This is a genomic window from Billgrantia endophytica (assembly GCF_002879615.1).
In the GTDB taxonomy this organism is placed as follows: Bacteria; Pseudomonadota; Gammaproteobacteria; order Pseudomonadales; family Halomonadaceae; genus Halomonas; species Halomonas endophytica.
In genome coordinates this window covers 59,699-81,736 of the sequence record NZ_PNRF01000012.1, presented here as the reverse complement: position 1 = coordinate 81,736, position 22,038 = coordinate 59,699, and the positions used below count along the sequence as shown (strand labels likewise).

General features: G+C 64.6%; 22 protein-coding genes. 14 read left to right on the top strand and 8 right to left on the bottom strand.

Features of this window, described 5'->3' with window-relative positions; genetic code table 11:
- The 6 genes from C1H69_RS05390 (at position 1) to C1H69_RS05365 (ending at position 5,674) form a co-directional block, all read left to right on the top strand.
- Positions 1–1,509 carry a tripartite tricarboxylate transporter permease gene (locus C1H69_RS05390; RefSeq protein WP_102652382.1) on the top strand — a complete coding sequence of 503 codons (1,509 nt, stop codon included), beginning with the start codon at positions 1–3 and terminating at the stop codon, positions 1,507–1,509.
- Between the two features lie 66 nt (positions 1,510–1,575).
- Positions 1,576–2,550 carry a Bug family tripartite tricarboxylate transporter substrate binding protein gene (locus tag C1H69_RS05385; RefSeq protein ID WP_102652381.1) on the top strand — a complete coding sequence of 325 codons (975 nt, stop codon included), beginning with the start codon at positions 1,576–1,578 and terminating at the stop codon, positions 2,548–2,550.
- Positions 2,547–3,005, top strand: a complete 459-nt coding sequence (locus tag C1H69_RS05380) for a tripartite tricarboxylate transporter TctB family protein (protein ID WP_165789423.1) — start codon at positions 2,547–2,549, stop codon at positions 3,003–3,005. The genes C1H69_RS05385 and C1H69_RS05380 overlap by 4 nt, the downstream gene beginning before the upstream one ends.
- Complete coding sequence (locus C1H69_RS05375; RefSeq protein ID WP_102652379.1) at positions 2,998–4,506, top strand: tripartite tricarboxylate transporter permease; 1,509 nt, start codon at positions 2,998–3,000, stop codon at positions 4,504–4,506. The genes C1H69_RS05380 and C1H69_RS05375 overlap by 8 nt, the downstream gene beginning before the upstream one ends.
- 113 nt (positions 4,507–4,619) lie before the next feature.
- The gene (locus tag C1H69_RS05370; protein ID WP_205738419.1) at positions 4,620–4,799 is read left to right on the top strand and encodes a hypothetical protein; all 180 of its coding nucleotides are present in this window, start codon (positions 4,620–4,622) and stop codon (positions 4,797–4,799) included.
- A 131-nt stretch (positions 4,800–4,930) separates the two neighbouring features.
- Positions 4,931–5,674 (top strand): carbon-nitrogen hydrolase family protein, encoded by a 744-nt coding sequence (locus tag C1H69_RS05365; RefSeq protein WP_102652378.1) that lies wholly within the window; start codon positions 4,931–4,933, stop codon positions 5,672–5,674.
- A 9-nt stretch (positions 5,675–5,683) separates the two neighbouring features.
- Here the strand turns inward: C1H69_RS05365 and C1H69_RS05360 are convergent, their stop codons facing one another.
- Entirely contained in the window at positions 5,684–6,328 is a 645-nt protein-coding gene (locus C1H69_RS05360) for an MBL fold metallo-hydrolase (protein WP_102652377.1), read from the bottom strand.
- A gap of 134 nt (positions 6,329–6,462) precedes the next feature.
- On the opposite strand from C1H69_RS05360, the gene C1H69_RS05355 reads away from it, so the two are divergent.
- From C1H69_RS05355 to C1H69_RS05325, 7 genes are all read left to right on the top strand, one after another.
- Positions 6,463–6,750 carry an NAD(P)H-dependent oxidoreductase gene (locus C1H69_RS05355; RefSeq protein ID WP_102652376.1) on the top strand — a complete coding sequence of 96 codons (288 nt, stop codon included), beginning with the start codon at positions 6,463–6,465 and terminating at the stop codon, positions 6,748–6,750.
- Entirely contained in the window at positions 6,747–7,730 is a 984-nt protein-coding gene (locus C1H69_RS05350) for an arsenic resistance protein (RefSeq protein WP_205738418.1), read from the top strand. Before C1H69_RS05355 ends, C1H69_RS05350 begins: the two co-directional genes overlap by 4 nt.
- A 92-nt stretch (positions 7,731–7,822) precedes the next feature.
- Positions 7,823–8,542, top strand: a complete 720-nt coding sequence (locus tag C1H69_RS05345) for an SDR family NAD(P)-dependent oxidoreductase (protein WP_102652375.1) — start codon at positions 7,823–7,825, stop codon at positions 8,540–8,542.
- 288 nt (positions 8,543–8,830) lie between these two features.
- On the top strand, positions 8,831–9,691 hold the full coding sequence (locus C1H69_RS05340; RefSeq protein ID WP_102652374.1) for a DUF3626 domain-containing protein: 861 nt from the start codon (positions 8,831–8,833) through the stop codon (positions 9,689–9,691).
- Positions 9,692–9,889: 198 nt separating this feature from the next.
- Positions 9,890–10,285 (top strand): VOC family protein, encoded by a 396-nt coding sequence (locus C1H69_RS05335; protein ID WP_102652373.1) that lies wholly within the window; start codon positions 9,890–9,892, stop codon positions 10,283–10,285.
- A gap of 31 nt (positions 10,286–10,316) precedes the next feature.
- Positions 10,317–11,024, top strand: coding sequence for a DUF899 domain-containing protein (locus C1H69_RS05330; RefSeq protein WP_102652372.1), 708 nt, complete (start codon positions 10,317–10,319; stop codon positions 11,022–11,024).
- A 49-nt stretch (positions 11,025–11,073) separates the two neighbouring features.
- A complete protein-coding gene (locus C1H69_RS05325; RefSeq protein ID WP_102652607.1) occupies positions 11,074–11,775 on the top strand; it encodes an aspartate/glutamate racemase family protein in 702 nt (233 codons plus the stop codon).
- On the opposite strand, the gene C1H69_RS05320 is transcribed toward C1H69_RS05325, so the two are convergent.
- The gene (locus tag C1H69_RS05320; RefSeq protein ID WP_102652371.1) at positions 11,766–11,969 is read right to left on the bottom strand and encodes a putative motility protein; all 204 of its coding nucleotides are present in this window, start codon (positions 11,967–11,969) and stop codon (positions 11,766–11,768) included. The genes C1H69_RS05325 and C1H69_RS05320 overlap by 10 nt on opposite strands.
- 121 nt (positions 11,970–12,090) lie before the next feature.
- Positions 12,091–13,269, bottom strand: coding sequence for an MFS transporter (locus C1H69_RS05315; protein WP_102652370.1), 1,179 nt, complete (start codon positions 13,267–13,269; stop codon positions 12,091–12,093).
- Between the two features lie 149 nt (positions 13,270–13,418).
- On the opposite strand from C1H69_RS05315, the gene C1H69_RS05310 reads away from it, so the two are divergent.
- Entirely contained in the window at positions 13,419–14,447 is a 1,029-nt protein-coding gene (locus tag C1H69_RS05310; protein ID WP_102652369.1) for an AraC family transcriptional regulator, read from the top strand.
- 62 nt (positions 14,448–14,509) lie between these two features.
- Here C1H69_RS05310 and C1H69_RS05305 read toward each other — a convergent pair whose 3' ends face one another.
- From C1H69_RS05305 to C1H69_RS05280, 5 genes are all read right to left on the bottom strand, one after another.
- A complete protein-coding gene (locus C1H69_RS05305) occupies positions 14,510–14,947 on the bottom strand; it encodes an META domain-containing protein (RefSeq protein WP_102652368.1) in 438 nt (145 codons plus the stop codon).
- 395 nt (positions 14,948–15,342) lie between these two features.
- Positions 15,343–16,350: a zinc-dependent alcohol dehydrogenase family protein gene (locus C1H69_RS05300; RefSeq protein WP_102652367.1), complete on the bottom strand. Its 1,008-nt coding sequence runs from the start codon at positions 16,348–16,350 to the stop codon at positions 15,343–15,345.
- A 334-nt stretch (positions 16,351–16,684) separates the two neighbouring features.
- Complete coding sequence (gene aroQ, locus C1H69_RS05290) at positions 16,685–17,290, bottom strand: gamma subclass chorismate mutase AroQ (protein ID WP_240609820.1); 606 nt, start codon at positions 17,288–17,290, stop codon at positions 16,685–16,687.
- A 102-nt stretch (positions 17,291–17,392) separates the two neighbouring features.
- Positions 17,393–18,793, bottom strand: coding sequence for an efflux transporter outer membrane subunit (locus tag C1H69_RS05285; protein ID WP_102652365.1), 1,401 nt, complete (start codon positions 18,791–18,793; stop codon positions 17,393–17,395).
- On the bottom strand, positions 18,786–21,959 hold the full coding sequence (locus C1H69_RS05280; RefSeq protein WP_102652364.1) for an efflux RND transporter permease subunit: 3,174 nt from the start codon (positions 21,957–21,959) through the stop codon (positions 18,786–18,788). The genes C1H69_RS05285 and C1H69_RS05280 overlap by 8 nt, the downstream gene beginning before the upstream one ends.
- Between the last annotated feature and the right edge of the window lie 79 nt (positions 21,960–22,038).

The window sequence follows — 22,038 nt, the reverse complement described above, 5'->3', positions numbered from 1 at the left end:
ATGGAGTTGCTCAATCACGTGATGAGCGGACTCGAGGCCGCCCTGGGTGGCGACACGATCCTGTTCGCCGTACTCGGCAGTGCGCTGGGCATCCTGGTCGGCGCCACACCGGGGCTCTCCTCGGGGATGGCGGTCGCGGTGCTGTTGCCGCTGACCTTCACCATGAGCCCGCTCTCGGGCCTGGTGTTCCTGACCTCGGTCTACGTCGCGGTGACCTACGGGGGCGCCATCACCGCCATCATGCTCAATACCCCCGGCGCGCCGGAAAACGCCGCCACCGCCAGGGACGGTTACGCCCTCACCCGGCAGGGACGCTCCTCCCAGGCCCTGGGGGCGGCCATCGCCGCATCGGCCATCGGCGGCACGCTCTCCTACTTCATGATGCTGCTGGGCATCGGCGCGATCGCCTCCGTGGCGCTTGGCTTCGGCCCGACGGAGATCTTCCTGGTGGCGCTGTGCGGGGTGATGATCCTGGGCGCGCTGGGTGGAGGCTCGCTGATCAAGGTGCTGGCTTCCGGCATGTTCGGGCTGCTGGTCGGCACCGTCGGCATGGTGCCCACCGGCGAGTGGCGGGCCACCTTCGGCACCATGTACCTGGTGGAGGGCGTCCAGGTGGTGCCGGTGCTGATCGGCATGTTCGTCGTCTCGGAGCTGATCGAGCTGGCGAGCCGCGACCGGGTCGTCGAGATGCGCAAGCACGTGCCTGGCGACGTGCGGGCCATCGTCAGGGGGTTCGGCGAGGCCCCGAGGCGGCCCTTCAATATCCTGCGCTCCACCGGGCTTGGCATTCTCGTCGGTCTGATTCCCGCTGCCGGCGGCACCCTGGCCTCCTTCACCTCCTATTCGCTGGCCCGCCGCCTCTCCAAGCAGCCGGAAGCGTATGGGAAGGGATCGCTGGAAGGCATCGTGGCCTCGGAAACCGCCAACAACGCCTGTTCCGGCGGCGCCTTGACCGTCTCCCTGGTGCTGGGCGTGCCCGGCAGTGTGGCCACGGCGGTGATCCTTGGCGCCCTGACCATGCAGGGCCTGCAGCCCGGCCCGCAGATCGTCAGCCAGCAGCCGGTGCTGGTCTACGGCCTGATCTGCGCGGCGATCCTGTCGCAGGCGCTGATGGTCATCTTCGCGGTGATCACCGGGCGCGCCATGACCAGCGCCCTGGCCATTCCGACCCGGATGCTGATCCCGGTGCTGCTGATGCTCTCGATCTTCGGCACCTATGCGTTGCGCAATGCGATGTTCGATGTGTGGACCATGCTGGCCTTCGGCGTGCTGGGCTTCTTCATGAAACGCCATGGCTACTCCACCGCGGCGGTGGTCATGGGGGTGATCCTGGCCCCGGTGGCCGACTCGGAGCTCATCCGCACCATGCAGATCTTCGGCAACGGCTGGTACACCGCCTTCTTCACCCGTCCGGTATCGCTGCTGATCATTCTCGGCATGCTGGGCTGCTTTTTACACGGACTGCTGAAGGCCAGGCGTCGACCGCGAGTCGTCGAAGAGGCTTCGTAGTCCACCGAGGCGGGCATCGCCCTCGCCATCACGACCCAACCCGGCAAAAACAATAAGGGGAAATCGATGAAGTTCAAGCACTGGATAGTAGCATCGACCATGTCATTGGTCGTCGGTGGTCTGACGGCTTCCGCCGCGCACGCACAGCATTATCCGCAGCGGCCCGTCACCATCGTCGTGCCCTTCGCGCCGGGCGGCTCCACCGATGCGCTGGCGCGCATCGTCGCCGAGGGCCTGAGCAACGAGCTCGGTCAGCGCGTCGTCGTCGCGAACCGCCCGGGAGCGGGCGGCAACATCGGCATGACGGCCGTGGCCAATGCGCGCCCCGACGGCTATACGCTGGTGCTCGTCAGCAGCAGCCTGGTCATCAATCCGAGTCTTTACGGGTCCGTCTCGTACGATCCCGTCGAGAGCTTCGCGCCCATTTCCTACGTGGCCAGCGCGCCCAGCATCTGGGTCGCCAACGCCGGGATAGGGGTCGAGTCGGCGCAGGAGATGCTCGAGCGGATGGCGTCCGGCGAGATGCCGTACTACGGCTCGCCCGGCATCGGCACGGCCCAGCATCTGGCGGGAGAACTGCTCGCGCATTACGCGGACATTTCCCTCGAGCACGTGCCCTACAATGGCGCCGGGCCCGCCGTTGCCGGCATGGTGGCAGGCGACGTGCCAAGCGGCTTCTCCTCCCTGCCCGGCGTGCAGAGCCAGATCGACGACGGCCTCTTGACGCCTCTCGCCATCACCACGCTGCAGCGCTCGGAACAGTTGCCCGAGGTGCCCACATTCGACGAGATCGGCCTGGAAGGCTATGAAGTCGATCATCTCCAGGGGCTACTGGCTCCCTCGGACACGCCCGAGGAGATCGTCGGCATCATTCACGATGCACTCGTCGAATTCATGAATTCGGCGGAAACGTCTTCCCGCATCGCCGGTCTCGGCTTCGTGCCCGTGGTCAGCACGCCCCGGGAGTTCGCCGAGCAGATTGCCGAGCAGGTCGAAAAATGGTCGGAGATCATCGGCGCCGCCGGCATATCGGTACAATGAGCCGCCCGACACGTCGCTACCACGCGGAGAAGGCCGTCGCCGCGCTGCTGCTGCTTGCGGGGACGATCTTCTCCTTTGGCGGTTATCGATACGGACTTGGCTCCATGCGGCACTGGGGCGCGGGCGCCTTCCCCTTCGTTTGCGGGCTGGCATTGATCGTGCTGTCGGTCGTATGCCTTTGCTCCGCCGCCAAGGGCAGGGAGGCAGGCACCGGGTCTGTATGGCGAGGCATGGGGGCCATCGCCGCCGGCATGGCGGGCTTTGCGGCCATTATCGGCTCCTGGGGGTTGCTGCCCGCCACTTTCCTCCTTGCCTCGCTCTCCGGCATTGGCACGGGAAAGCTCAAGGTCCGGCACATTCTCGCCCTGGCCGCGTCGCTGTGCCTGCTCATGTACCTGCTTTTCGTCATCCTCCTGCGTTTGCCGCTCCCCATCTTCAGAGGCACCTATGGATAACCTGTTGGCCAGCCTCGCGCTGGGCGCCGGCACCGCCCTTGCCTTGAGCAATGTGCTCTATTGCTTCCTGGGCGTCATGGCAGGCACCTTCATCGGCGTCCTGCCCGGCATCGGACCTCTCGCCGCCATCTCCATGCTGCTGCCGATCACCTTCTATCTCGAACCCGCCGCGGCCATCATCATGCTGGCGGGCGTCTATTACGGCGCGGAGTACGGCGGCTCCATCACCTCCATCCTGCTCAATCTTCCCGGTACCACATCCTCGGCCGTGACCTGCCTGGACGGCTATCCCCTGAGCCAGCAGGGGCGGGCCAGCATGGCGCTGTTCATGACGGCCATGGCCTCGTTCCTCGGCTCCACCGTCGGCATACTGGCGATGATCCTCTTCTCTCCCCTGCTGGCCAGGTTCGCGCTCGACTTCGGCCCCTGGGAGTATTTCTCGGTCATGCTGCTGGGGCTGATCTGCGCGGCCGTCATTGCCAGCGGCTCCGCCATCAAGGGCCTCATGATGGTGGCGCTCGGGCTGTTGCTGGGAACGGTGGGTACCGACGTGAATTCGGGCACGCTGCGCTACACCTTCGGCATGTACGAGCTGTTCGATGGCATCGACCTGATCGTGCTGGCCATGGGGTTGTTCGGCATCGCCGAGGTTTTTTTCGTCCTGAGGCATCCTGCCGATCCCAAGGCGGGCGTTGCCAGGGTAAGCCTCCGGGAGATGCTGCCCCACAGGAGCGAGATGCGGCGATCGCCGGCGCCGGTGCTGCGCGGATCGATTCTGGGCAGCCTGGTCGGCGCGCTTCCCGGTACCGGCCAGACCGTCGCCGCCTACCTCAGCTACGCGCTGGAAAAACTCGTCTCCCGGCGACCGGAAAAATTCGGCAGCGGTGCCATCGAAGGCATCATGGCACCCGAGTCGGCCAACAATGCCGCCGCCCAGACGGCTTTCATTCCGACCCTGGTATTGGGCATCCCCGGCAGCGCGACCATGGCCTTGATACTGGGGGCGCTGATGATCCACGGGATTTCCCCCGGCTCCGCCCTGATGAACGAGAATTCGGAACTCTTCTGGGGGCTGATCATGAGTTTCTGGGTGGGCAACGTGTTGTTGCTGGTACTCAACGTCCCGCTGATCAGGATCTGGGTCGCCATGCTGGGCATCAGGCGCGAGATCCTGCACGTCGCGATCGTCTGCTTCATCTGCGTTGGCGTCTACACCGTGAACCATTCGCCGCTGGACATCCTGTTCGTGCTTGCCTTCGGCATCGTCGGCTACGCCTTCAAGCTCGCCGGGTTCCAGCCGGCGCCACTCCTGGTGGGTTTCATTCTCGGCCCCATGATGGAGGAGCAGTTACGGCGCGCCATGCTGCTCTCCGGGGGTGATCTCGGCCGCTTCATCGAACGCCCCATCAGTGCCACCGTGCTTGCGATTGCGCTGGCGTTGACCCTGCTGCTCATGGGCAGACAGCTGGTCGCCCTGCGAAGCCGCAAGACAAACGGATGATGCCGGTGGGGCTCCACCGCATTGTCGCCGCGGGCGATCGGCCGAGGCGGGTCGCTCTGGCGATCAATGCCGCACAGTCGTCCAGTGCCGCCAGCGCCTGATAGAGAGGGACGATGGCGTTGGCCACCACCGGCATCCGGAAGGGGCACATGGCGCTGCACGCCAAGAACATCGCCCTGATGGCAGGTGTTCAGGGCGACGAAGTGGCCATCATCGCCGATCTTCTGGTGCAGAAAGGCACCGTGCGGGTCGACGTTGCCGAGAGTGAGCTCACCAGATTGCGGCAATACTGAGCCGTTCCTGATTGCGCAATTTCCTGGGCGCCTGGTCGAACCCTGCTCGCTGGGCGTTTCGCAAAGCGTCGTTTACCCAACGGCAAAATGGAGTACGCTTGGCTGAGAGCCGGCCAACAGGGAGCGAGCCGATGAAGCTGTGTGCCGTGCAGTACGCCTCGACAACGGGCGATATCGAAGGGAACGTGGCACGCCACGCCGGGTTCGTCGAGCTGGCGGCATCGCACGACACCGAGCTGATTTTCTTTCCCGAGCTCTCGCTGACCGGCTACGAGCCCACGCTGGCCAAGGGCCTGGCCACCCACCCGGAAGATCCACGCCTGGACGTGTTCCAGCGCCTGAGCAATACCCATGAGATCGTGATAGGCGTAGGGCTGCCGCTGGTCACTTCAGCGAAACCCCAGATCGGCCTGGTGGTGTTTCAGCCCCATTCGGGGCGCCAGGCCTATGCCAAACAGCGGCTGCACGACGACGAACTGCCCTACTTCTCGGCCGGCGAGCGACCGCTGCTGATCGAAACCCGCGAACACCGTCTGGCCCTGGCGATCTGCTACGAGTCGCTGCAGCCCGACCATGTCGCCACGGCGGCATGCCTGGGGGCGGATGTCTACCTGGCCAGCGTGGCCAAGTTCGCGCCGGGTATGGACGAGGCCCATGCCTACTACGCCACCTTCGCCCGCGAACACGCCATGACGATCCTGATGGTCAACTGCGTGGGGCCTTGCGACGGCGAATCCGGCGGGGGCCGCTCGGCGGCCTGGATCGATCGCGGCAAGCGTGTCGCCAGCCTGGATGGCGAACAGGAAGCCATGCTGATGCTGGACACGGCCACGCTGACCGCCCGGGTGCTGACCCTGACTTCACCGGCGGTGTAGCGGCGCCCCTCAGCCCAGCAGGCGCTCCAGGGCACCATCCACATGACCCGGCCAGTCGCCCGGCGCCATTTCCTGGAAGCCCATGTCACCGAGGAAGGCACTGCCGAACACCACGTCCGGTTCGAGTTCGCGCAGGAGCCTGAGGCTCTGGGCCAGCGTTTGCCGGTCTCTTTCGTCATTGTGGCCGGGAATGAAGCCGGCGTGCCAATCGCCCCGTTCGCCACGGTAGAGGGTGTCCCCGGTAAACAGGTAGCGCTTGCCGTGGGGCGAATGCACCAGGAAGCAGGTGCTTCCAGGGCTATGCCCTGGCGTGGGGATCACCTCGACGTTGCCCAGGTGCATCTCGCGCCGTTCGAACAGGACCTCGGGCGTGCGGTAACGGGCAAAGTCGACCAGCTCGGCACGATGGCCACCCAGCCTGGCCTCGAATCGCTGGTGGATCGTCTCGAGCGTTTCCCCCAGTTCGTCCCGGTGGCTCAGGTACTGGTAGGCCACGCCGCCCAGCTCCGCCATCCTGTCGATCTCATGCTGATGGCCGGTGTTGTAGAAAAGGACATTGCCCTCGTCCCGGGTCAGCAGGTAGGCGTGAACGGTCAGCCCGGGAAAGGGGCTCTCAACTTCGGTTTCCCAGATATCCGGTTGAACGCGCTGCATGGTTTCCCTCCTTTAATGTGGCTTCACGATCGGAGCCTAATACCTCAAGTGAAATTGAGGTCAAGGCACGACCAACCAGACCACGAACATTCTGTTAATCTCGGTATTTCAGCCTCTTGCTCGCGAGGAAGCCCATGCACTGCCTGGTGGTTAGAGCGCACCCTCTTTCAGAGAGCCTTTGCACCCCGCTGACGACTCACGTGGTAAGCGTCCTGGAGCGTACGGGGCATACGGTCGAGGATCTCTATGCTCATGCGTTTGCCCCTGCCCTGACGGCCGAGGAGCGGCATAGCTACTTCGAGCATTATGCCGGACAGCAGGTAACCGCTGAGATCGAAAGGCTACTCGCGGCCGAGGCCGTCGTCCTGGTCCGTATCGAGCGAGCAAGTGAGCGTTGGCCAGCCCAGGGAGCCCGCCTTTGACACGCCAGGCGCTCGAGAAATATCAGGTGCTGGTCTATCTGGCGGCCATCGCCATGGGCCTGGCCCTGAGCACGGCCCTGCCGGGCCGGGTTGGCGTGCTGGAAGCGCTGCTGTGGCCGCTATTGGGCGCGCTGCTCTATGTCACCTTCACTCAGGTAGCGCTGACACAGCTGCACGGCGCATGGTGCGATACGCGGTTCATGGCGGCCGCGGTGGTGGGCAACTTCCTGCTGCTGCCACTGGTCGCCTGGGGGCTGGCGAGCCTCTTCGCCGCAGAGCCGGCGGTTCGCCTGGGCGTGCTGCTGGTACTGCTGGTGCCGTGCACCGACTGGTTCATCACCTTTTCCCACCTGGGCGGCGGCAGGGCGCAGTATGCCATCGCCTTCTCACCGATCAGCCTGCTACTTCAGCTCATGCTGCTGCCCTTCTATCTATGGTTGTTCCTCGACCAGAACCTGCTGGTCGCCGTGGTACAGCGCGAGCTGCTGATGGCCTTTGCGGGGCTGATTCTGCTGCCCTTGCTGCTGGCATTCCTCACACAGAAGTGGGCACGGCGCCGCCGCAGCCGAGCACGGCACATGGAGCGACTGGCCTGGCTACCGGTGCCCCTGTTGGCCCTGGTGGTCCTCTCCATCGCCGCCACGCAGTTCGGTGTCGTTACCGGTTCGCTGCCCGTGCTCGGCGGGCTGCTGCTGGCCTTCACCGGTTTTCTGATCGCCGCCGCACTGCTGGCTCGCCTGCTGGCCCGAGTGTTCGAACTCCCCACTGCCCAAGGGCGCGTGCTGGCCTTCAGCCTGGGCACGCGCAACTCCTTCGTCGTTCTGCCTTTGGCGCTTTCTCTTCCCGCTTCCTACGAGTTGGCGGTGGTCGCCATCGTGTTCCAGTCGCTGGTCGAGTTGATCGGCATGGCGATCTTCCTGTGGTGGGTACCGCAGCGGCTTTTTCCCGCTACCTCCTGGACGGGGCGCTCTATTCCATGACCGCGCCGTTCACCTTCCCGGCACCATGGCTTGACCTCAGCTGCGCTTGAGGTCGTACGGTGCTGGCAACGTCACCGCAGCGAGGAGAGACCATGCGCATCATGATCGTGGGAGCGAGCCAGGGACTGGGCCGGGCATTCATCGAGGGGCTGGGTGACGGCGGCGATCACCTGATCGGCGTTTCGCGCAGCGTGCCGGCGAAGCTGCCCGAGCGCGCGGGCATCGAGACCGAGTGGATTGCCGCCGACCTGGCGTCACCCGAGCGGGCCACCGCCGGCGTGGTCGAGGTCGTTGCGGAGAACGGGCTGGACGTGCTGATCTACAACCTGGGGCTGTGGGAAAGCCGGGCCTTCGAACAGGACTACCGCTTCCTGGCGGACAGCCCCGCAGAGATCCAGCGCATCGTCACGGTGAACGTCAGCGGGGCCATCCTGCTGATCCAGGCGCTGCTTCCCACGCTTCTGCGCTCCCCCTCCCCGCGCATCATCCTCACCGGTTCGACCTCCGGCCTGCCTGGCCATGGCAGGCCGGAGGTCGCCTTCGGCGCCACCAAGTTCGCCCTGCGCGGCATTGCCGAGGCACTGCGCGAGGGCTTTCGCGACCAGGGCCTGGCGGTTACCTGCCTGCAGCTCGGCTATCTCAATACCGAGGACGACCTGGCCGTGCCTCTCGAACGCGCGGCCCGGCGCGGCGACGGCGAACTCGTCCCCATGCACGACGTGGTGCACCTGGTACGCACCCTGCTGATGCTGTCGCCGAGTGCCTACGTGAAGGAGGTGGTCCTGCCCGCGATTGGGGATACGCGCTTCTAATACTATTCAATCGTTCGGTTGATAAAATACGGGCGGCAGTCTATCTAAATCATATGGTTGAATATAGCGCAACGAACCTGGACCGGGTCTTCCACGCCCAGGCCCTCTGGCGGCGTCACCCGCCAGAGGGCCTGGGCTGCTTTCTAGCGGCCCGAAGCCGAGGCCTTGTCGATGGAGGTGGCAAGACCTTCCAGGTTCCTGGGGAGTTTCTATGCCTCGCAGCCGATTGCCAAGTGACCAGGCTTCTCCTGGCGCACGCATCGTAAATCTCGACAATGGCATAACGACATGGAAAAGGATCTGAGCATCGCGCAGCACAAGGTGATAGAACATTTTCGTCACTTATGCCTTGATACCCATGAAGTGCGCGAACTGGATATCACCATAAACTTCCATCCTGACCGTCTTACGCGCTCTGGCATGTTGATTCTAGATGCAATAGGTTCAGATGGCGTACTGAAATCACAGTTTGAAACCAATACGAGCAATGGTGGATTGACCGCGTTCGAGGGCGGTGATAGATGGAGGTGGGAAAGCCAGGTATTTCAGGGTTTCTACGATAGCGCTTCCTCCTCGGAACGACCCAAGTACGGGACATTGAATCATCGTTCCTGGCTATCTGGCGGGTCTCCACGATTCGGGTCGTCGTACTTTCGGTTAAACGGGAATGTTCTAGACAGAACAACATTTTGCTACCCGGAGAGTTGGCTGCGCCCAAAAGAGTTCGGTTATGCCCGCAAGGTAAAAAATCTGATCGATCTTGCAGATCGCGATAATCTTGACAAACTGGACAGCTATATTGAGGCCCACATCCATGGCTCCATCGTTCTGGAAAGGGATGTTGCGGCGCTGATACTCGACCCTTGCTTCAAAGGCACTGAAATTGAACGTGCGGCGTCAAGGCTGCCCTGCCAAACTGGTTGGCATCATGGATTCAAGCTAGCCGTATCCGTAATAGAACGGAACAAAGCGTATCGTGGACCACAATATGCAAGAATAGCCCAAACTATTGCTGTTGATGGTGAGGTTGACCCTGCTCTGATTGGACATGCCGTGAACGAGCAATTACATGACCCTCAAGATCTCAAGAAAGTCTGGCATTATCTTGCTAGATTTGGCGATCTCAATGAGAAAATACAGAACGATTGAACCACCTTCGCACCCTTTGGCCGCCGTTCATTAAGGGACCGCCGATCCTGTGCAACCAGAAACTCGGGAAGAAAGAGTGCCGAGCCCCGCGGTCGCGCACTGAAGCAGCCTGCTGCACAGGCTGGAAGCACTTTTACAGTCCAATGATGGCGACCCACACTCTCAGGGAGGCGCCAATGAGACAATGGAGGAGTACCGATGGCGCATCATGTCACCACCCACCTGATGTTCAACGGCGTCGCCGAGCAGGCCATGCGCTATTACACCTCGCTGTTCGACGATGCCGAAGTCACCCGGATCGAGCGCTACGGGCCCGACGAAGCGGGAGCGGAAGGCAGCATCAGGAGCGCCGAATTCAGCCTGGCGGGCCATCGCTATCTGTGTATCGACAGCCCGGTACGCCACGACTTCACCTTTACGCCTTCGATGTCCCTGTTCGTCGAGTGCGAGGGAAACGACGAGTTCGAACACCTCTACATGCAGCTGACAACGGACGGCGAGGTGCTGATGCCTCCAGACGATTACGGCTTCAGCGCCCGCTTCGCCTGGCTCAACGACCGCTTCGGTGTATCGTGGCAACTCAACCTTGCATGAGCCACTGGACCCAACCAAGGAGGATTCGCCAATGCCTGCTCCCGCCGCCTTGCCCAGAATCGTACCTGTGGAGGAATGGCAGACCGCCCTCGCCCGACAGATTGCCAGGGAGAAAGCGTTGACCCGCGAGCGCGACCGACTGAACGCGGAGCGCCGCCGCCTGCCGATGGTCGAGGTGCGGGCCGATTACATGTTCGAGGGGCCCAGGGGGTCGGTCACCCTGCTCGACCTGTTCGAGGGGCGCCGCCAGTTGATCGTCTACCACTTCATGTTTGGCCCCGACTGGGAAGCGGGCTGCGACGGCTGTTCCTGGGTGGTCGATGCCATGACCCACCCCGCCCATCTGCACGCCCGCGACACCACTCTGGTGCTGGTCTCACGAGCCCCGTTGGCCAAGCTGGAACGCTATCGGGAACGCATGGGCTGGCAGCATCCGGCGTGGTACTCATCGCTCGGCAGCGACTTCAACCAGGACATGGGCGTGACGAGCTGCAATTGCCATGCTCCCGACACCGATCGCGGCGAGCGGCATGGCATCAGCGTCTTTCTGCGCGACGGTGAACGGGTCTTCCGCACCTACTTCAGCGGCAAGCGCGGCGTCGAGTATCTCGGCAGCCTGTGGACCTACCTTGACCTGACGCCCTACGGTCGCCAGGAGAGCTGGGAGGACTCACCGCCGGGCTGGCCGCAAACGCCACCCTATGTATGGAATCGCCGCCACGACGAATACGAAACCTGAGCGGCGACAAGGCAGGTTGGAGCAACGATAACAAGAGGATCGCATGACCATGAAGACCATCGGCCTGCTAGGGGGGATGAGCTGGGAATCCACCGTCAGCTACTACCGCGCACTCAACGAAGGCGTGAAGGCTGCCCTGGGCGGGCTGCACTCGGCCAAGCTGTGCCTGTACAGCGTCGATTTCGCCGAGATCGAGCGGCTGCAGCACGTCGGCGACTGGGACGCCACCGCCGAGATCCTGTGCCGAGCCGCCCGCAGCGTGGAAGCCGGCGGTGCGGATTTCCTGATGATCGGCACCAACACCATGCACAAGGTCGCCCCGCAGGTGGCCGAAGCGGTCTCGATCCCGCTGCTGCACATCGCCGATGCCACGGCACAACGCCTGGCTGGCGACGGCATTCGCCGTGTCGGCCTGCTCGGCACCCGCTTCACCATGGAGCAGGACTTCTACAAGGGGCGCATCGCCGGAGCGTATGATATCGAGGTGCTGATACCCGACGAGGCTCAGCGTGACCTCGTTCACGAGGTGATCTATACCGAGCTGTGCCTGGGTCAGGTGCAAGAGACGTCGCGTCAGCGCTACTTGGAAATCATCGCATCGCTACGCGACAGGGGTGCCCAGGCGGTGATCCTCGGCTGTACCGAAATTGCCCTGCTGGTGCAGCAGTGCCATACCGCGGTGCCGCTCTATGACACCACCGCGATACACGCCGAGGAGGCGGTGAAGTGGGCATTGGGAGATCAGGCGTAGGTGTTGATCTGGGTGCCCACCATCCCATCATTGGCCAACTGCGGCTCCACCGAAGCCGAGGCCATCAGGGCAGCGACCTGATCCTTCTGCATGTCCAGGGCTGCCTTGTAGACCTCGAGCTGCACCTGCTGTGCGGCTTGGGCCTGCTGCATGACCAAGGCCTGCCCCACGATGGCGTTGACGGCTGAATCCATATCCCTTTCTCCTGTCCTTGGTTCTTCTAGGCTTCCACGCTAGCAGCGAATGGGGGCAATGGCAAAAACGCAGCCCGCCGAAGCGGGCTGCACTTGGATTGCCTTCACGTTTAGACAGAGTTCAGGCAGTAGCCAGTGGCCGGGTTCTTACGCCCATCAGGATCATCAGCGCGGCCAGCAGCAGCACCGCGCCGCTGGCGGCGAAGACGTTGAGGGCGCCGCCCAGGTCGAAGATGACACCGCCGGCCGCCGCCCCGGTGGCGATCGCCAGGTTGATGGCGGCTACCAGCAGGCCGCTGGCGCTTTCAGCCTCGTCGGGCACCGTGCGGGTGAGCCAGGTCGACCACGCCACGGGAATGGCGCCAAAGGCCAGCCCCCACATCGCCACCAGCGCGGCATCGGTGACCGGCGTGCTGTCCAGCAGCACCAGCGCCACCCCGAGCGTCCCCATCAGCAGCGGCATCGCGATCATGGTCAGGCGCAGGCTGCGTTCGACCATCCAGCCACCCAGGTAGTTACCCACGAAGTTGGCCACGCCGAAGCCCAGCAGGATAATGGCCACACCGGTCACACCAACGCCGGTCACGGTCTCGAGGAACGGCCGAATGTAGGTGAAGAAGGCGAAGTGGCCGGTGAAGACCAGGGCCGCGGCCAGCATGCCCAGGCCCACCCGCGGCCTCATCAGCACGTCGAACAGGGTACGCAGGCGGGTCAGGCCGCTCGGCGCCATGCGCGGCAGCGTCATGAACTGCACCGCAAGCGCCAGCAGGCCCAGCAGCGCCGCCATGAGGAACACATCGCGCCAGCCGAGCAGGTCGCCGAAGTAACTGCCTAATGGAGCCGCGGCGATGGTCGCCGCGGAAACCCCGCTGAACATGATCGAGAGGCCCCGCGGCACCAGCTCCTCGGGCACCAGGCGCATCATGGTGGCAATCGACATGGTCCAGAACCCGCCCAGGGCCAGCCCCAGCAGCACACGCCCGAGCAGCAGAATCGTCAGGTTGGGAGCGAAAGCCACCATCAGGTTCGAGGCCACCAGCAGCGTCGAGAAACCCAGCAGGACATGGCGCCGGTCGATGCGCCGGGTGGCGGTGGAGATCAGCAGGCTGGTCACCAGTGCCACCGCGGCGGTGACCGTTACCGCCTGGCCCGCCATGCCCTCGGTTATTCCCAGGTCCGTCGCCATGGGCGTGAGCAGGCTGGCGGGCAGGAACTCCGCCGTTACCAGCCCGAATACACCGAGGGCCATTGAAACGACTGCCCCCCAAGCGGGCCTGGCCCGCTGTGCCAACTCGTTCATGCTCGTTCTCCTTTCCTAGAGAAACGTTCGTCAGGAACGAGAAGACTAGAGGGGTCGCCTCGGACGTTCTATATTAAATGCTCTTGAATGCTTGATCATTCGTCCGAAACCGGATGAAAAAAGCAAATGACGGACAGCGAGGAACCGAGATGCCCAAACCGGAACTGCCCAGCGACCTGGTGAGCGAGCTGCTGCTTGGCATGCGGCTGCGCGGTATCGCCTACCGTCGCATTCAGCTCTCGCCTCCGCTGGGAGTCGAGTTCGGCAAGGTGGAGGGCTGGGCCCAATTCCACTTCGTGGCACGCGGCCCCGTCTACCTGCGCAGCCCCAGTGGCAGTGTTCATACCCTCTCGACGGGCGATGCCCTGCTGTTGCCGCGGGGCGGCCCCCACGCCCTGCTCTCCGCGCCCGACCAGCCGGCTCAGGACATCACCACCTTCGAGAGCGCCACGCTGTGCGAGGCGGTCAGCGCGATTCGCGCCTGCCCCCAGGGCTGCACCCTCGATGGCGCCCTGACCTTCAGCGGCTGCATGGAGTTCGACCTGGGCAGCATGCACGCCCTGGTCTCGCTGATGCCCGAGGTGATGTACGTCGGCACCCTGCTGGAGCGCCAGCCCGAGATCCTGCCCATGCTCGAGGCGATGGAGCGCGAGGCGAAGAGCGAACGGGCAGGCTTCGCCGCTATCCTGGCGCGGCTCGCCGACGTGATGGCAGCCTTCATCGTGCGCGGCTGGGTGGAGTGCGGCTGCGGCGATGCCACCGGCTGGATCGAGGCGCTGCGCGACCCGCGCCTGGGTCGCGTCATCGCCGCCCTGCATCGCGAGCCGGGGCGCAACTGGACGGTGGCGGAGCTCGCCGCCGAGATGGGCAGCTCGCGCTCGGTGTTCGCCGAACGCTTCCTGGCGGTAACGGGCATGACGCCGCACCGCTACGTGACCGAGCTGCGCATGCGCCTGGCGGCCCAGTGGATCGGCCGGGAGCGGCAGCCGATCGAGAGCGTCGCCTATCGCCTGGGCTACGGTAGCGCGGCCGCCTTCAGCCGCGCCTTCAAGCGCATCCACGGTTACCCCCCCGGTGCCCTGCGCCAGCAGCGCGAGCCCGATACGGCTAGCGTCTCACATACTTCAGCTACAGGGAGTGTCCATGAACGACGCCCAGTCGCCGCAGCAGGCCATTGATGAACCGGTGCACCTGGTGGGGATCACGGTCGAGCAGCTCGCTAGCGGCGAGGTAGCGCCGCTCAGTAAAGATGCACCGCCTCGAAATTCGCCACGGCTGCGCCTGACTCATCGCTCAAGGTCAGCGCCTGGCCTTCGATCTGCCAGGTGGCCGCCGCCTCCAGCGCCGAGAGAAAGGCCTGCTCGGTCTCGCCTCCCTGCAGGCACGCCATGCGTGTGGTGACCAAGGGGCCAAAACTCAGGGATTCGTTCTCCAACTGGTAGCTGCCTGCCAGGCGGTTGCACCCGGTGGAGCCTGCCACGCGGCTCTCCTCGGCATGCAGCACGAAATGCGCCTCGCGCTGGTTGTCCACCGCCTCGGCCGCGACATCGCCGGCTCGGGTCAGCTTCCAGTAGGTGTTCTCCAGAGGCTCGTCATGGGTCATCGAACGCTCCATGGCGGTACATCCCATCAGGACGATGGCCAACGATCCCAACAGCGTGGCGAAACGCCTTTTCATTTCTCGTTCCCTCGACAAGCGATATTCGACCCCCACCCCTGACACAGGCGGGCTCCCATACGCCGTACTGTCGGGGAAGTCATGGCGAATAGCCAGTCGAAATTTTTCGAGCAAGGCGTCGCCTCAGCCAAGAATATCGACGCCCCATTTCACCATTAGCTTCGCCCACCGCACGCGGCCTGACGATTACCTGCGAGGTAATAGCCAGGCATATCGCTTGACGCTAATCTGGGCCTATGAACACCACCTCCCACACCCCCGGGCAGTTGTTGGAGATGTGGCGTCAGCGGCGGCGGCTGAGCCAGCTCGCGCTCGCCGCCGGTTACGCCCCGGCCTTCGGCGAACGCGGCCACCCAGGAAACGCTGCAACAGTTCGCAGCACCTGCCTCACCGGGCTAGAACGACAGGCAGATCTTGCCGAAGTGGCGACCCGCCTCCTCGTGGCGGAAGGCATCGGCGATCTCCTCCAGCGGAAAGGTGCTGTCGATGATCGGGCGTATACCGCTGGCCTCGAGGCCGCACACCATCTCCTGCTGGTGGATACGGCTGCCGACGATCAGCCCCTGCAGGCGCGCCTGCTTGGCCATCAGCTTGGCGGTGGGTATCTCGCCACCACGGCCGGTCAGCACGCCGATCAGCGAAATATGGCCGCCGATGCGTACGCCATCGATGGATTGCGGCAGGGTGCCCGGCCCACCGACCTCGATCACGTGGTCGACGCCCTTCCCGTCGGTCAGTGCCTTCACCTTCTTGCCCCACTCCGGCTCGGCCTTGTAGTTGATGGTGTGGTCGGCCCCGAGCTGCTGCAGGCGCTCGATCTTGGCATCGGAGGAGGAAGTGGAAATCACCCGCGCGCCCATCGCCTTGGCGAACTGCAGGGCAAAGATCGAGACGCCGCCGGTACCCAGGGTGAGCACGGTATCACCGGCCTTCAGGTTGCCGTCCACCACCAGCGCGCGCCAGGCGGTGAGCCCTGCGGTGGTCAGGGTGGCCGCCTCTTCGTGGCGGTAGCCCTTGGGCGCATGGGTGAACCAGGTAGCCGGGCGAATCACCTGTTCGCGGGCGTAGCCGTCGACACCGTCACCGGGGGTGGTCCTGAAGTCGCCGACCCGCGCCGGGCCGTCGAGCCAGTAGGGGAAGAAGGTGGAGACCACCGCATCGCCCACGGCGAACTCATCGACACCTTCGCCGACCGCCTCGACCACGCCCGCGCCGTCGGACATGGGGATGCGACCGTCTTCGGTCGGCATCTTACCGGAGACCACGCCGTAGTCGTGGAAGTTGAGCGAGCTGGCATGAATGCGTACGCGGATCTCGCCCGGTCCCGGTTCGCCGGGCGCGCCGCGCTCGACGAGTTCCAACTGGTCCAGCCCACCGGGGCTGCGAAGTGTCACGACCTTCATGCCGTACTCCTTATCGATCCTGACATTGAACATGACAAGAGACTAGCTCAACATGCCGGCGGCAGGTCAAGCGATGGCTGCGGGTGGCGATTACCACCAGCGGCGAGAGCCGGCGGCTCAGCCTGGCGTTGCAGGCTCCAGCCGGTCGCTAGCAAACAGCGCCCCGGCGACAAATGCCATGAAAGTGCGAATGCTCGCCACCCAACGCAGGTCGGGGTGGGTCAATAGCCATAGATCGGTGGCGAGTTCAGGCTGGGGAGACTGGGATGAACACGGTGTGTCAAGGCAGAGCACCCCATGGCATGGCGGCCCTGAATCAACAGGGCCGCCTCGCTTACGGCTCCATGCGGTCGAGCAGAGGCTGCAGAGCCACGGTGCGGGGCTCGCCATCGAAGTCATCCTGAACCAGTACGATGGCACGCTCTCTCAGGTAACGCCCCGCACCCTCGACTTGTGCGATTCGCTGCATGTCGGCGAGCGAGTCGATGAGCTGCGGTGTCAGGCGATCCAGCACCGGCCGAACGTCGGTGGCAAGATCGGGTGGGTCAGCAAACGGCGGCCGCCCTTCCTGCAGCCATTGATGATGCAGGCGACGCTGGATCTGCTTGCCGGCGGAAAATTGCCTGTCGAAGAACTCACGGGCAAACGCTTCGTCGACTCCGGTCTCGCCAGCCTCTTTCGCGACCTGGTCGAGGATCTGGGCTTCGCGTTCCGGGGCTTCTATGGCGGCACCGGAATTCCATTTCGATTGCGCCACTATCGGCGCAACCTCGAGCCGCTCGTCGATCAGTTGCAGCATTCGATCGATGGCCAGCTTGTCCTCGTCGGGGGGCTCCGGGGGCTGGGTCTGGCAGCCGGCCAGGAAGAGGAGCAGCATGGCCATGACCACGGCATGCAGCAGCGGCAACGAGGCGAGGTTCCTTGTTTCATGACGGCGCATCGAGGCAACTCACTTTCACAGGGGTTCCGAGCCATTGTGGCAGGGAATCACGAAACTGGCTGCCTCGCGAGCGAGGCCAGGAATACTGCGCCTTTCCTCGGCTCACCCCTCCCACCCGCCGGCCAAGGCCTTGTAGAGCCCCACCAGCGCCGTCGCCGAGCGGGTATGACTGCGCGCCAGGCTGTCCTCGGCTTCCAGCCGCGAGCGTTCGGCGTCGATGACCTCCAGGAAGTCGATGACACCGACCTCGAAGCGTACCCGGGCCTGGCGCGCCGCATCGGCGCTGGCCACGGCGGCATCGACCAGGTGCTCGCGCTCACGCAGCGCCTGGGCATAGCGGGCCAGCGCGGTCTCGGTCTCCTCGAGCGCCAGCAGGATCGCCTGCTCGTAGTGCGCCAGGTTGGCGTCGGCATCGGCATCGGCGGCCGCCATGCGAGCCCGTACCCGCCCGGCATCGAGGAACGACCAGTCGACACCCAATGCCACCAGGCGCGTCTCGCTGTCGCGGCCGAACAGGTCGCCGGTACTGGCCGCCTGGGTGCCGAGCAATCCGGTCAGGGTGAAACGGGGATAGAGGTCGGCGGTGGCGACTCCGATCCGCGCACTGGCCACCTCCAGCCGCCTTTCGGCGGCAATGATATCGGGACGACGCCGCAACAGTTCACCGGGCAGACCGGTAGCCACCCGGGTCGGCAAGGCAGGCGGCGGTGCCGGGCGCTCCAGCATCGCTACCATGGTGCCAGGCGACTTGCCCGTCAGCACGGCGATACGATGCGTTGCCGCGGCGATTTCGCCTTCCAGAGCAGGTATGCGCGACAGGGTACTCTCCAGTTGAGCACGGGCCCGAACGCTGTCGAACTGGGTGCCTCTCCCCGCGTCGAGCCGGGCGTCGACCAGCGCCAGTGATTCACGCTGGTTCTCGGCATTGGCCTGTGCAACCCGCAGTTGTTCCTGCAGCCCACGCAGCCGGAAGTAGGTATCCACCAGTTCACCGACCACCACCACCTGCAGCGCACTCAGGTCGGCGGCCGTGGCCTCGGCCTCGGCGCGCTGGGCCTCGACGCTGCGCCGAACGCGGCCGAAGAAATCCAGCTCCCAGAAGGCCGCCACGCCGGCATCGATGCTATCGCTGTCGCGGTCGGCGCGTGAGCCGCCCGGCATCTGGTCGGCGCTCAGGCGCTGATTCGCCACGCCGCCCTCGAGCGTGACCCTCGGCGCCAGGTCGCCACGGGACTGCCGCAGCAGGGCGAGGCTTCGGTCATAGCGCGCCAGCCCGATACGCAGGTCATGGTTGGCATCCAGCGCCTCGTCCACCAGTTGCGACAGCATGGGATCGTCGAAGCGGCGCCAGAACGCTGTCTCTACCGCCTCGGTGGTATAGAGCCCGGATTCGGCACGTACGAGCTCATCGGGCTGGGGCAGTTCCGGTGCCGTGTAATCCGGCCCCATGGCACAGGCCGCGAGCAGCAGCATCGCAATCGGACTCAGCAGCAGGTTACGCATGGTACTGCCCCTCCACTGACAGGGTCTTCCGGGGCTGCGGCCGGTGACGCGTTACAAGCTTGCGCAGGGCGACGTAGAATACCGGGGTCAGGAACAGGCCGAACAGGGTGACGCCGAGCATGCCGGCGAACACCGCGGTGCCCAGCGCCTGGCGCACCTCGGCGCCGGCCCCGCCGGCCAGCATCAGCGGTACCACCGCCGCGGTGAAGGTGATCGAGGTCATGATGATCGGTCGCAGGCGCAGGCGGCAGGCTTCCAGCGCCGCCTCGACGATGCTGCGTCCCTGCATCTCCAGCTCGCGGGCGAACTCGACGATCAGGATGGCGTTCTTGCACGCCAGGCCGATCAGCACCACCAGGCCGACCTGGACGAAGATGTTGTTGTCGCCGCCGGTGAGCTTCACCCCGATCAGCGCCGAGAGCATGCACATCGGCACGATCAGGATCACCGCCAGCGGCAGGGTCCAGCTCTCGTAGAGTGCCGCCAGCGCCAGGAATACCAGCAGGATCGCCAGCGGGAAGACCACCAGGGCGGCACCGCCCTGGTTGACCTGCTGGTAACTCAAGTCGCTCCATTCGAAGGTCATGCCGGCGGGCAGCACCGCCGGCGCCAGGCCCTCGACCAACGCCAGCGCCTGGCTCGACGACAGCACTCGAGGGTCGGATTCGCCCATCAGGTCGGCGGCCGGGTAGCCGTTGTAGCGGATCACCGGATCCGGCCCAAAGGTCTCGCTGATACGGATCATGCTGCCGATCGGCACCATCTCACCGTAGTCGTTGCGGGTGCGCAGACGGTCAATATTCTCGGCATCCATACGATAGTCGCCGTCGGCCTGGGCGATCACCTGCCAGGTGCGGCCGAAACGGTTGAAGTCGTTGACGTAGGTCGAGCCCAGATAGACCTGCAGGGTCTCGAACAAATCGCTCAGCGGCACCCCCTGCGACTTGGCCTTGACCCGGTCCACGTGCAGGTCGAGCTGCGGCACGTTGGCCTGGTAGGAGGTGATCGGATAGCCCATTCCCGGGGTCTGCGCCAGCGCCCCGCTAAGGCCGTCGACGGCGTTCTGCAACTCGCCGTAGCCAAGGTTGGCGCGATCCTGCACGAACAGCGAGAACCCTGAACCGGAGCCGAGCCCCAGGATCGCCGGCGGCATGAAAGCGAAACTGAAGGCCTCCTGCAGGGCGGCGAACTTGCCGTTGAGCTCGGCGGTGATCTCCTCGGCACTGCGCTGGCGGTCGTCGAAGCTCTCAAGCCCAAAGAACACCGTGCCGGAGTTGGGTGTGTTGGTGAACTGCAGCGGATTGAGGCCGGGGAACGCCACCGCCGCCTCGACTCCCTCGGTTTCCAGGGCGATCTCGGTCATGCGCCGGACCACCTCCTCGGTGCGATCCAACGAGGCCCCCTCGGGCAGCTTGGTGCCGCCGATCAGGTACATCTTGTCCTGGGTGGGGATGAACCCACCCGGCACCGCCTGGAACATCAGCCCGGTGGCCGCCAGCAGCACCACATAGATGCCAAACACCACGCCACGCCGGCGCAGGCTGCGCCCCACCCCGCTTTGATAACGCTCGGAGCTGGCACCGAACAAGCGATTGAAGGGGCGGAACAGCCAGCCAAACAGGAAGTCGATCAGCCGCGACAAGCGATCCTTGGGCGCGTCGTGGGGCTTGAGTAGCAGCGCCGCCAGCGCCGGCGACAGTGTCAGCGAGTTGATCGCCGAGATCACCGTGGAGATGGCGATGGTGACCGCGAACTGGCGATAGAACTGGCCGGTCACCCCTTCGAGAAAGGCCATCGGCACGAACACCGCGCACAGCACCACCGAGATCGCGATGATCGGCCCGCTCACCTCGCGCATCGCTTGATGCGCCGCCGCCAGCGGTGCCAGTCCCTCCTCGATATTGCGCTCGACGTTTTCCACCACCACGATGGCATCGTCGACCACGATACCGATCGCCAGCACCAGGCCGAACAGCGTCAGGGTATTGATCGAGAACCCCAGCAGGTAGAGCACCGCGAAGGTTCCCACGATCGACACCGGCACCGCCAGCAGGGGGATGATCGAGGCCCGCCAAGTCTGCAGAAACAGCGTCACCACCAGCACCACCAGCAGCACTGCCTCGAGCAGCGTCTTGATCACCGACTTGATGGAATCGCGCACGAACACCGTCGGATCGTAAACGATCTCGTGCTCCACCCCCTCGGGGAAACGCTCGGCCAGCTCGGCCATCTTTTCGCGCACCGCGTCGGACAGCTCAATGGCGTTGGAGCCCGGCGCCTGGAAGATACCGATAGCCACCGCCTGTTGGTTGTCGAGCAGCGAACGCAGCGAATACTCGGCGGCGCCGAGTTCGATGCGCGCCACATCGGAAAGGTAGGTAACCTGGCCGTCACTGCCGGCCCGCACGATGATGTCACCGAACTCCTCCTCGCTGGTCAACCGCCCCTGGGCGTTGATCGAGATCAGGAAGTCCGAGGCCTCCGGCGTCGGCGGCGCGCCGAGCTGGCCCGCCGAAACCTGCACGTTCTGCTCGCGGATCGCGGCCAGGATATCGCCGGTGGTCAACCCCCTTGCGGCGGCGCGGTCGGGATCGATCCACACCCGCATGGCGTAGTCGCCGGCACCGAACAGCATCGCCTGGCCGACGCCGGGCAGGCGCGCCAGCTCGTCGCGCACGTGCAGCGCCGCGTAGTTGCGCAGATAGGTGCTGTCGTAGCGGCCATCAGGCGAGATCAGCTGCGGCACCATCGTCAGGTCGGGGGACTGCTTGTCGGTCGTTACGCCCTGGCGACGCACCTCTTCCGGCAGCCGGGCAAGCGCCTGGCTGACCTTATTCTGAACCTGTACCTGGGCTGCATCCGGATCGGTACCGGGGCGGAAGGTCAGCGTCATCGCCAGTACCCCGTCGGAACCCGCCACCGATTTCATATACATCAAGTCCTCGACTCCGGTGATCGCCTCTTCCAGAGGCGTGGCAACGGTCTCGGCGATGACCTTGGGGTTGGCACCCGGATAGACCGCCCGTACCTGAACCGTGGGCGGCACCACATCCGGGTATTCGCTGACCGGCAGCAGCGGTAGGGAAATCGCCCCGGCAATGAAGATGAGGATCGACAGCACCGCCGCAAAAATAGGTCGATCGACGAAGAATTTCGCGAAATTCATGACAAGACTCCCTCGTCGAGGCAGGCGGCGAGCCCGCCTCGAAGGTGACATCAACGACAGGGGATGAAATGGCGCTCGG

Bases quoted from the DNA above. Each gene is read 5' to 3' on its own strand.
- C1H69_RS05390 (WP_102652382.1), top strand. From the start codon at position 1: ATGGAGTTGCTCAATCACGTGATGAGCGGACTCGAGGCCGCCCTGGGT.
- C1H69_RS05385 (WP_102652381.1), top strand. From the start codon at position 1,576: ATGAAGTTCAAGCACTGGATAGTAGCATCGACCATGTCATTGGTCGTC.
- C1H69_RS05380 (WP_165789423.1), top strand. From the start codon at position 2,547: ATGAGCCGCCCGACACGTCGCTACCACGCGGAGAAGGCCGTCGCCGCG.
- C1H69_RS05375 (WP_102652379.1), top strand. From the start codon at position 2,998: ATGGATAACCTGTTGGCCAGCCTCGCGCTGGGCGCCGGCACCGCCCTT.
- C1H69_RS05370 (WP_205738419.1), top strand. From the start codon at position 4,620: ATGGCGTTGGCCACCACCGGCATCCGGAAGGGGCACATGGCGCTGCAC.
- C1H69_RS05365 (WP_102652378.1), top strand. From the start codon at position 4,931: ATGAAGCTGTGTGCCGTGCAGTACGCCTCGACAACGGGCGATATCGAA.
- C1H69_RS05360 (WP_102652377.1), bottom strand. From the start codon at position 6,328: ATGCAGCGCGTTCAACCGGATATCTGGGAAACCGAAGTTGAGAGCCCC.
- C1H69_RS05355 (WP_102652376.1), top strand. From the start codon at position 6,463: ATGCACTGCCTGGTGGTTAGAGCGCACCCTCTTTCAGAGAGCCTTTGC.
- C1H69_RS05345 (WP_102652375.1), top strand. From the start codon at position 7,823: ATGCGCATCATGATCGTGGGAGCGAGCCAGGGACTGGGCCGGGCATTC.
- C1H69_RS05340 (WP_102652374.1), top strand. From the start codon at position 8,831: ATGGAAAAGGATCTGAGCATCGCGCAGCACAAGGTGATAGAACATTTT.
- C1H69_RS05335 (WP_102652373.1), top strand. From the start codon at position 9,890: ATGGCGCATCATGTCACCACCCACCTGATGTTCAACGGCGTCGCCGAG.
- C1H69_RS05330 (WP_102652372.1), top strand. From the start codon at position 10,317: ATGCCTGCTCCCGCCGCCTTGCCCAGAATCGTACCTGTGGAGGAATGG.
- C1H69_RS05325 (WP_102652607.1), top strand. From the start codon at position 11,074: ATGAAGACCATCGGCCTGCTAGGGGGGATGAGCTGGGAATCCACCGTC.
- C1H69_RS05320 (WP_102652371.1), bottom strand. From the start codon at position 11,969: ATGGATTCAGCCGTCAACGCCATCGTGGGGCAGGCCTTGGTCATGCAG.
- C1H69_RS05315 (WP_102652370.1), bottom strand. From the start codon at position 13,269: ATGAACGAGTTGGCACAGCGGGCCAGGCCCGCTTGGGGGGCAGTCGTT.
- C1H69_RS05310 (WP_102652369.1), top strand. From the start codon at position 13,419: ATGCCCAAACCGGAACTGCCCAGCGACCTGGTGAGCGAGCTGCTGCTT.
- C1H69_RS05305 (WP_102652368.1), bottom strand. From the start codon at position 14,947: ATGAAAAGGCGTTTCGCCACGCTGTTGGGATCGTTGGCCATCGTCCTG.
- C1H69_RS05300 (WP_102652367.1), bottom strand. From the start codon at position 16,350: ATGAAGGTCGTGACACTTCGCAGCCCCGGTGGGCTGGACCAGTTGGAA.
- aroQ (WP_240609820.1), bottom strand. From the start codon at position 17,290: ATGCGCCGTCATGAAACAAGGAACCTCGCCTCGTTGCCGCTGCTGCAT.
- C1H69_RS05285 (WP_102652365.1), bottom strand. From the start codon at position 18,793: ATGCGTAACCTGCTGCTGAGTCCGATTGCGATGCTGCTGCTCGCGGCC.
- C1H69_RS05280 (WP_102652364.1), bottom strand. From the start codon at position 21,959: ATGAATTTCGCGAAATTCTTCGTCGATCGACCTATTTTTGCGGCGGTG.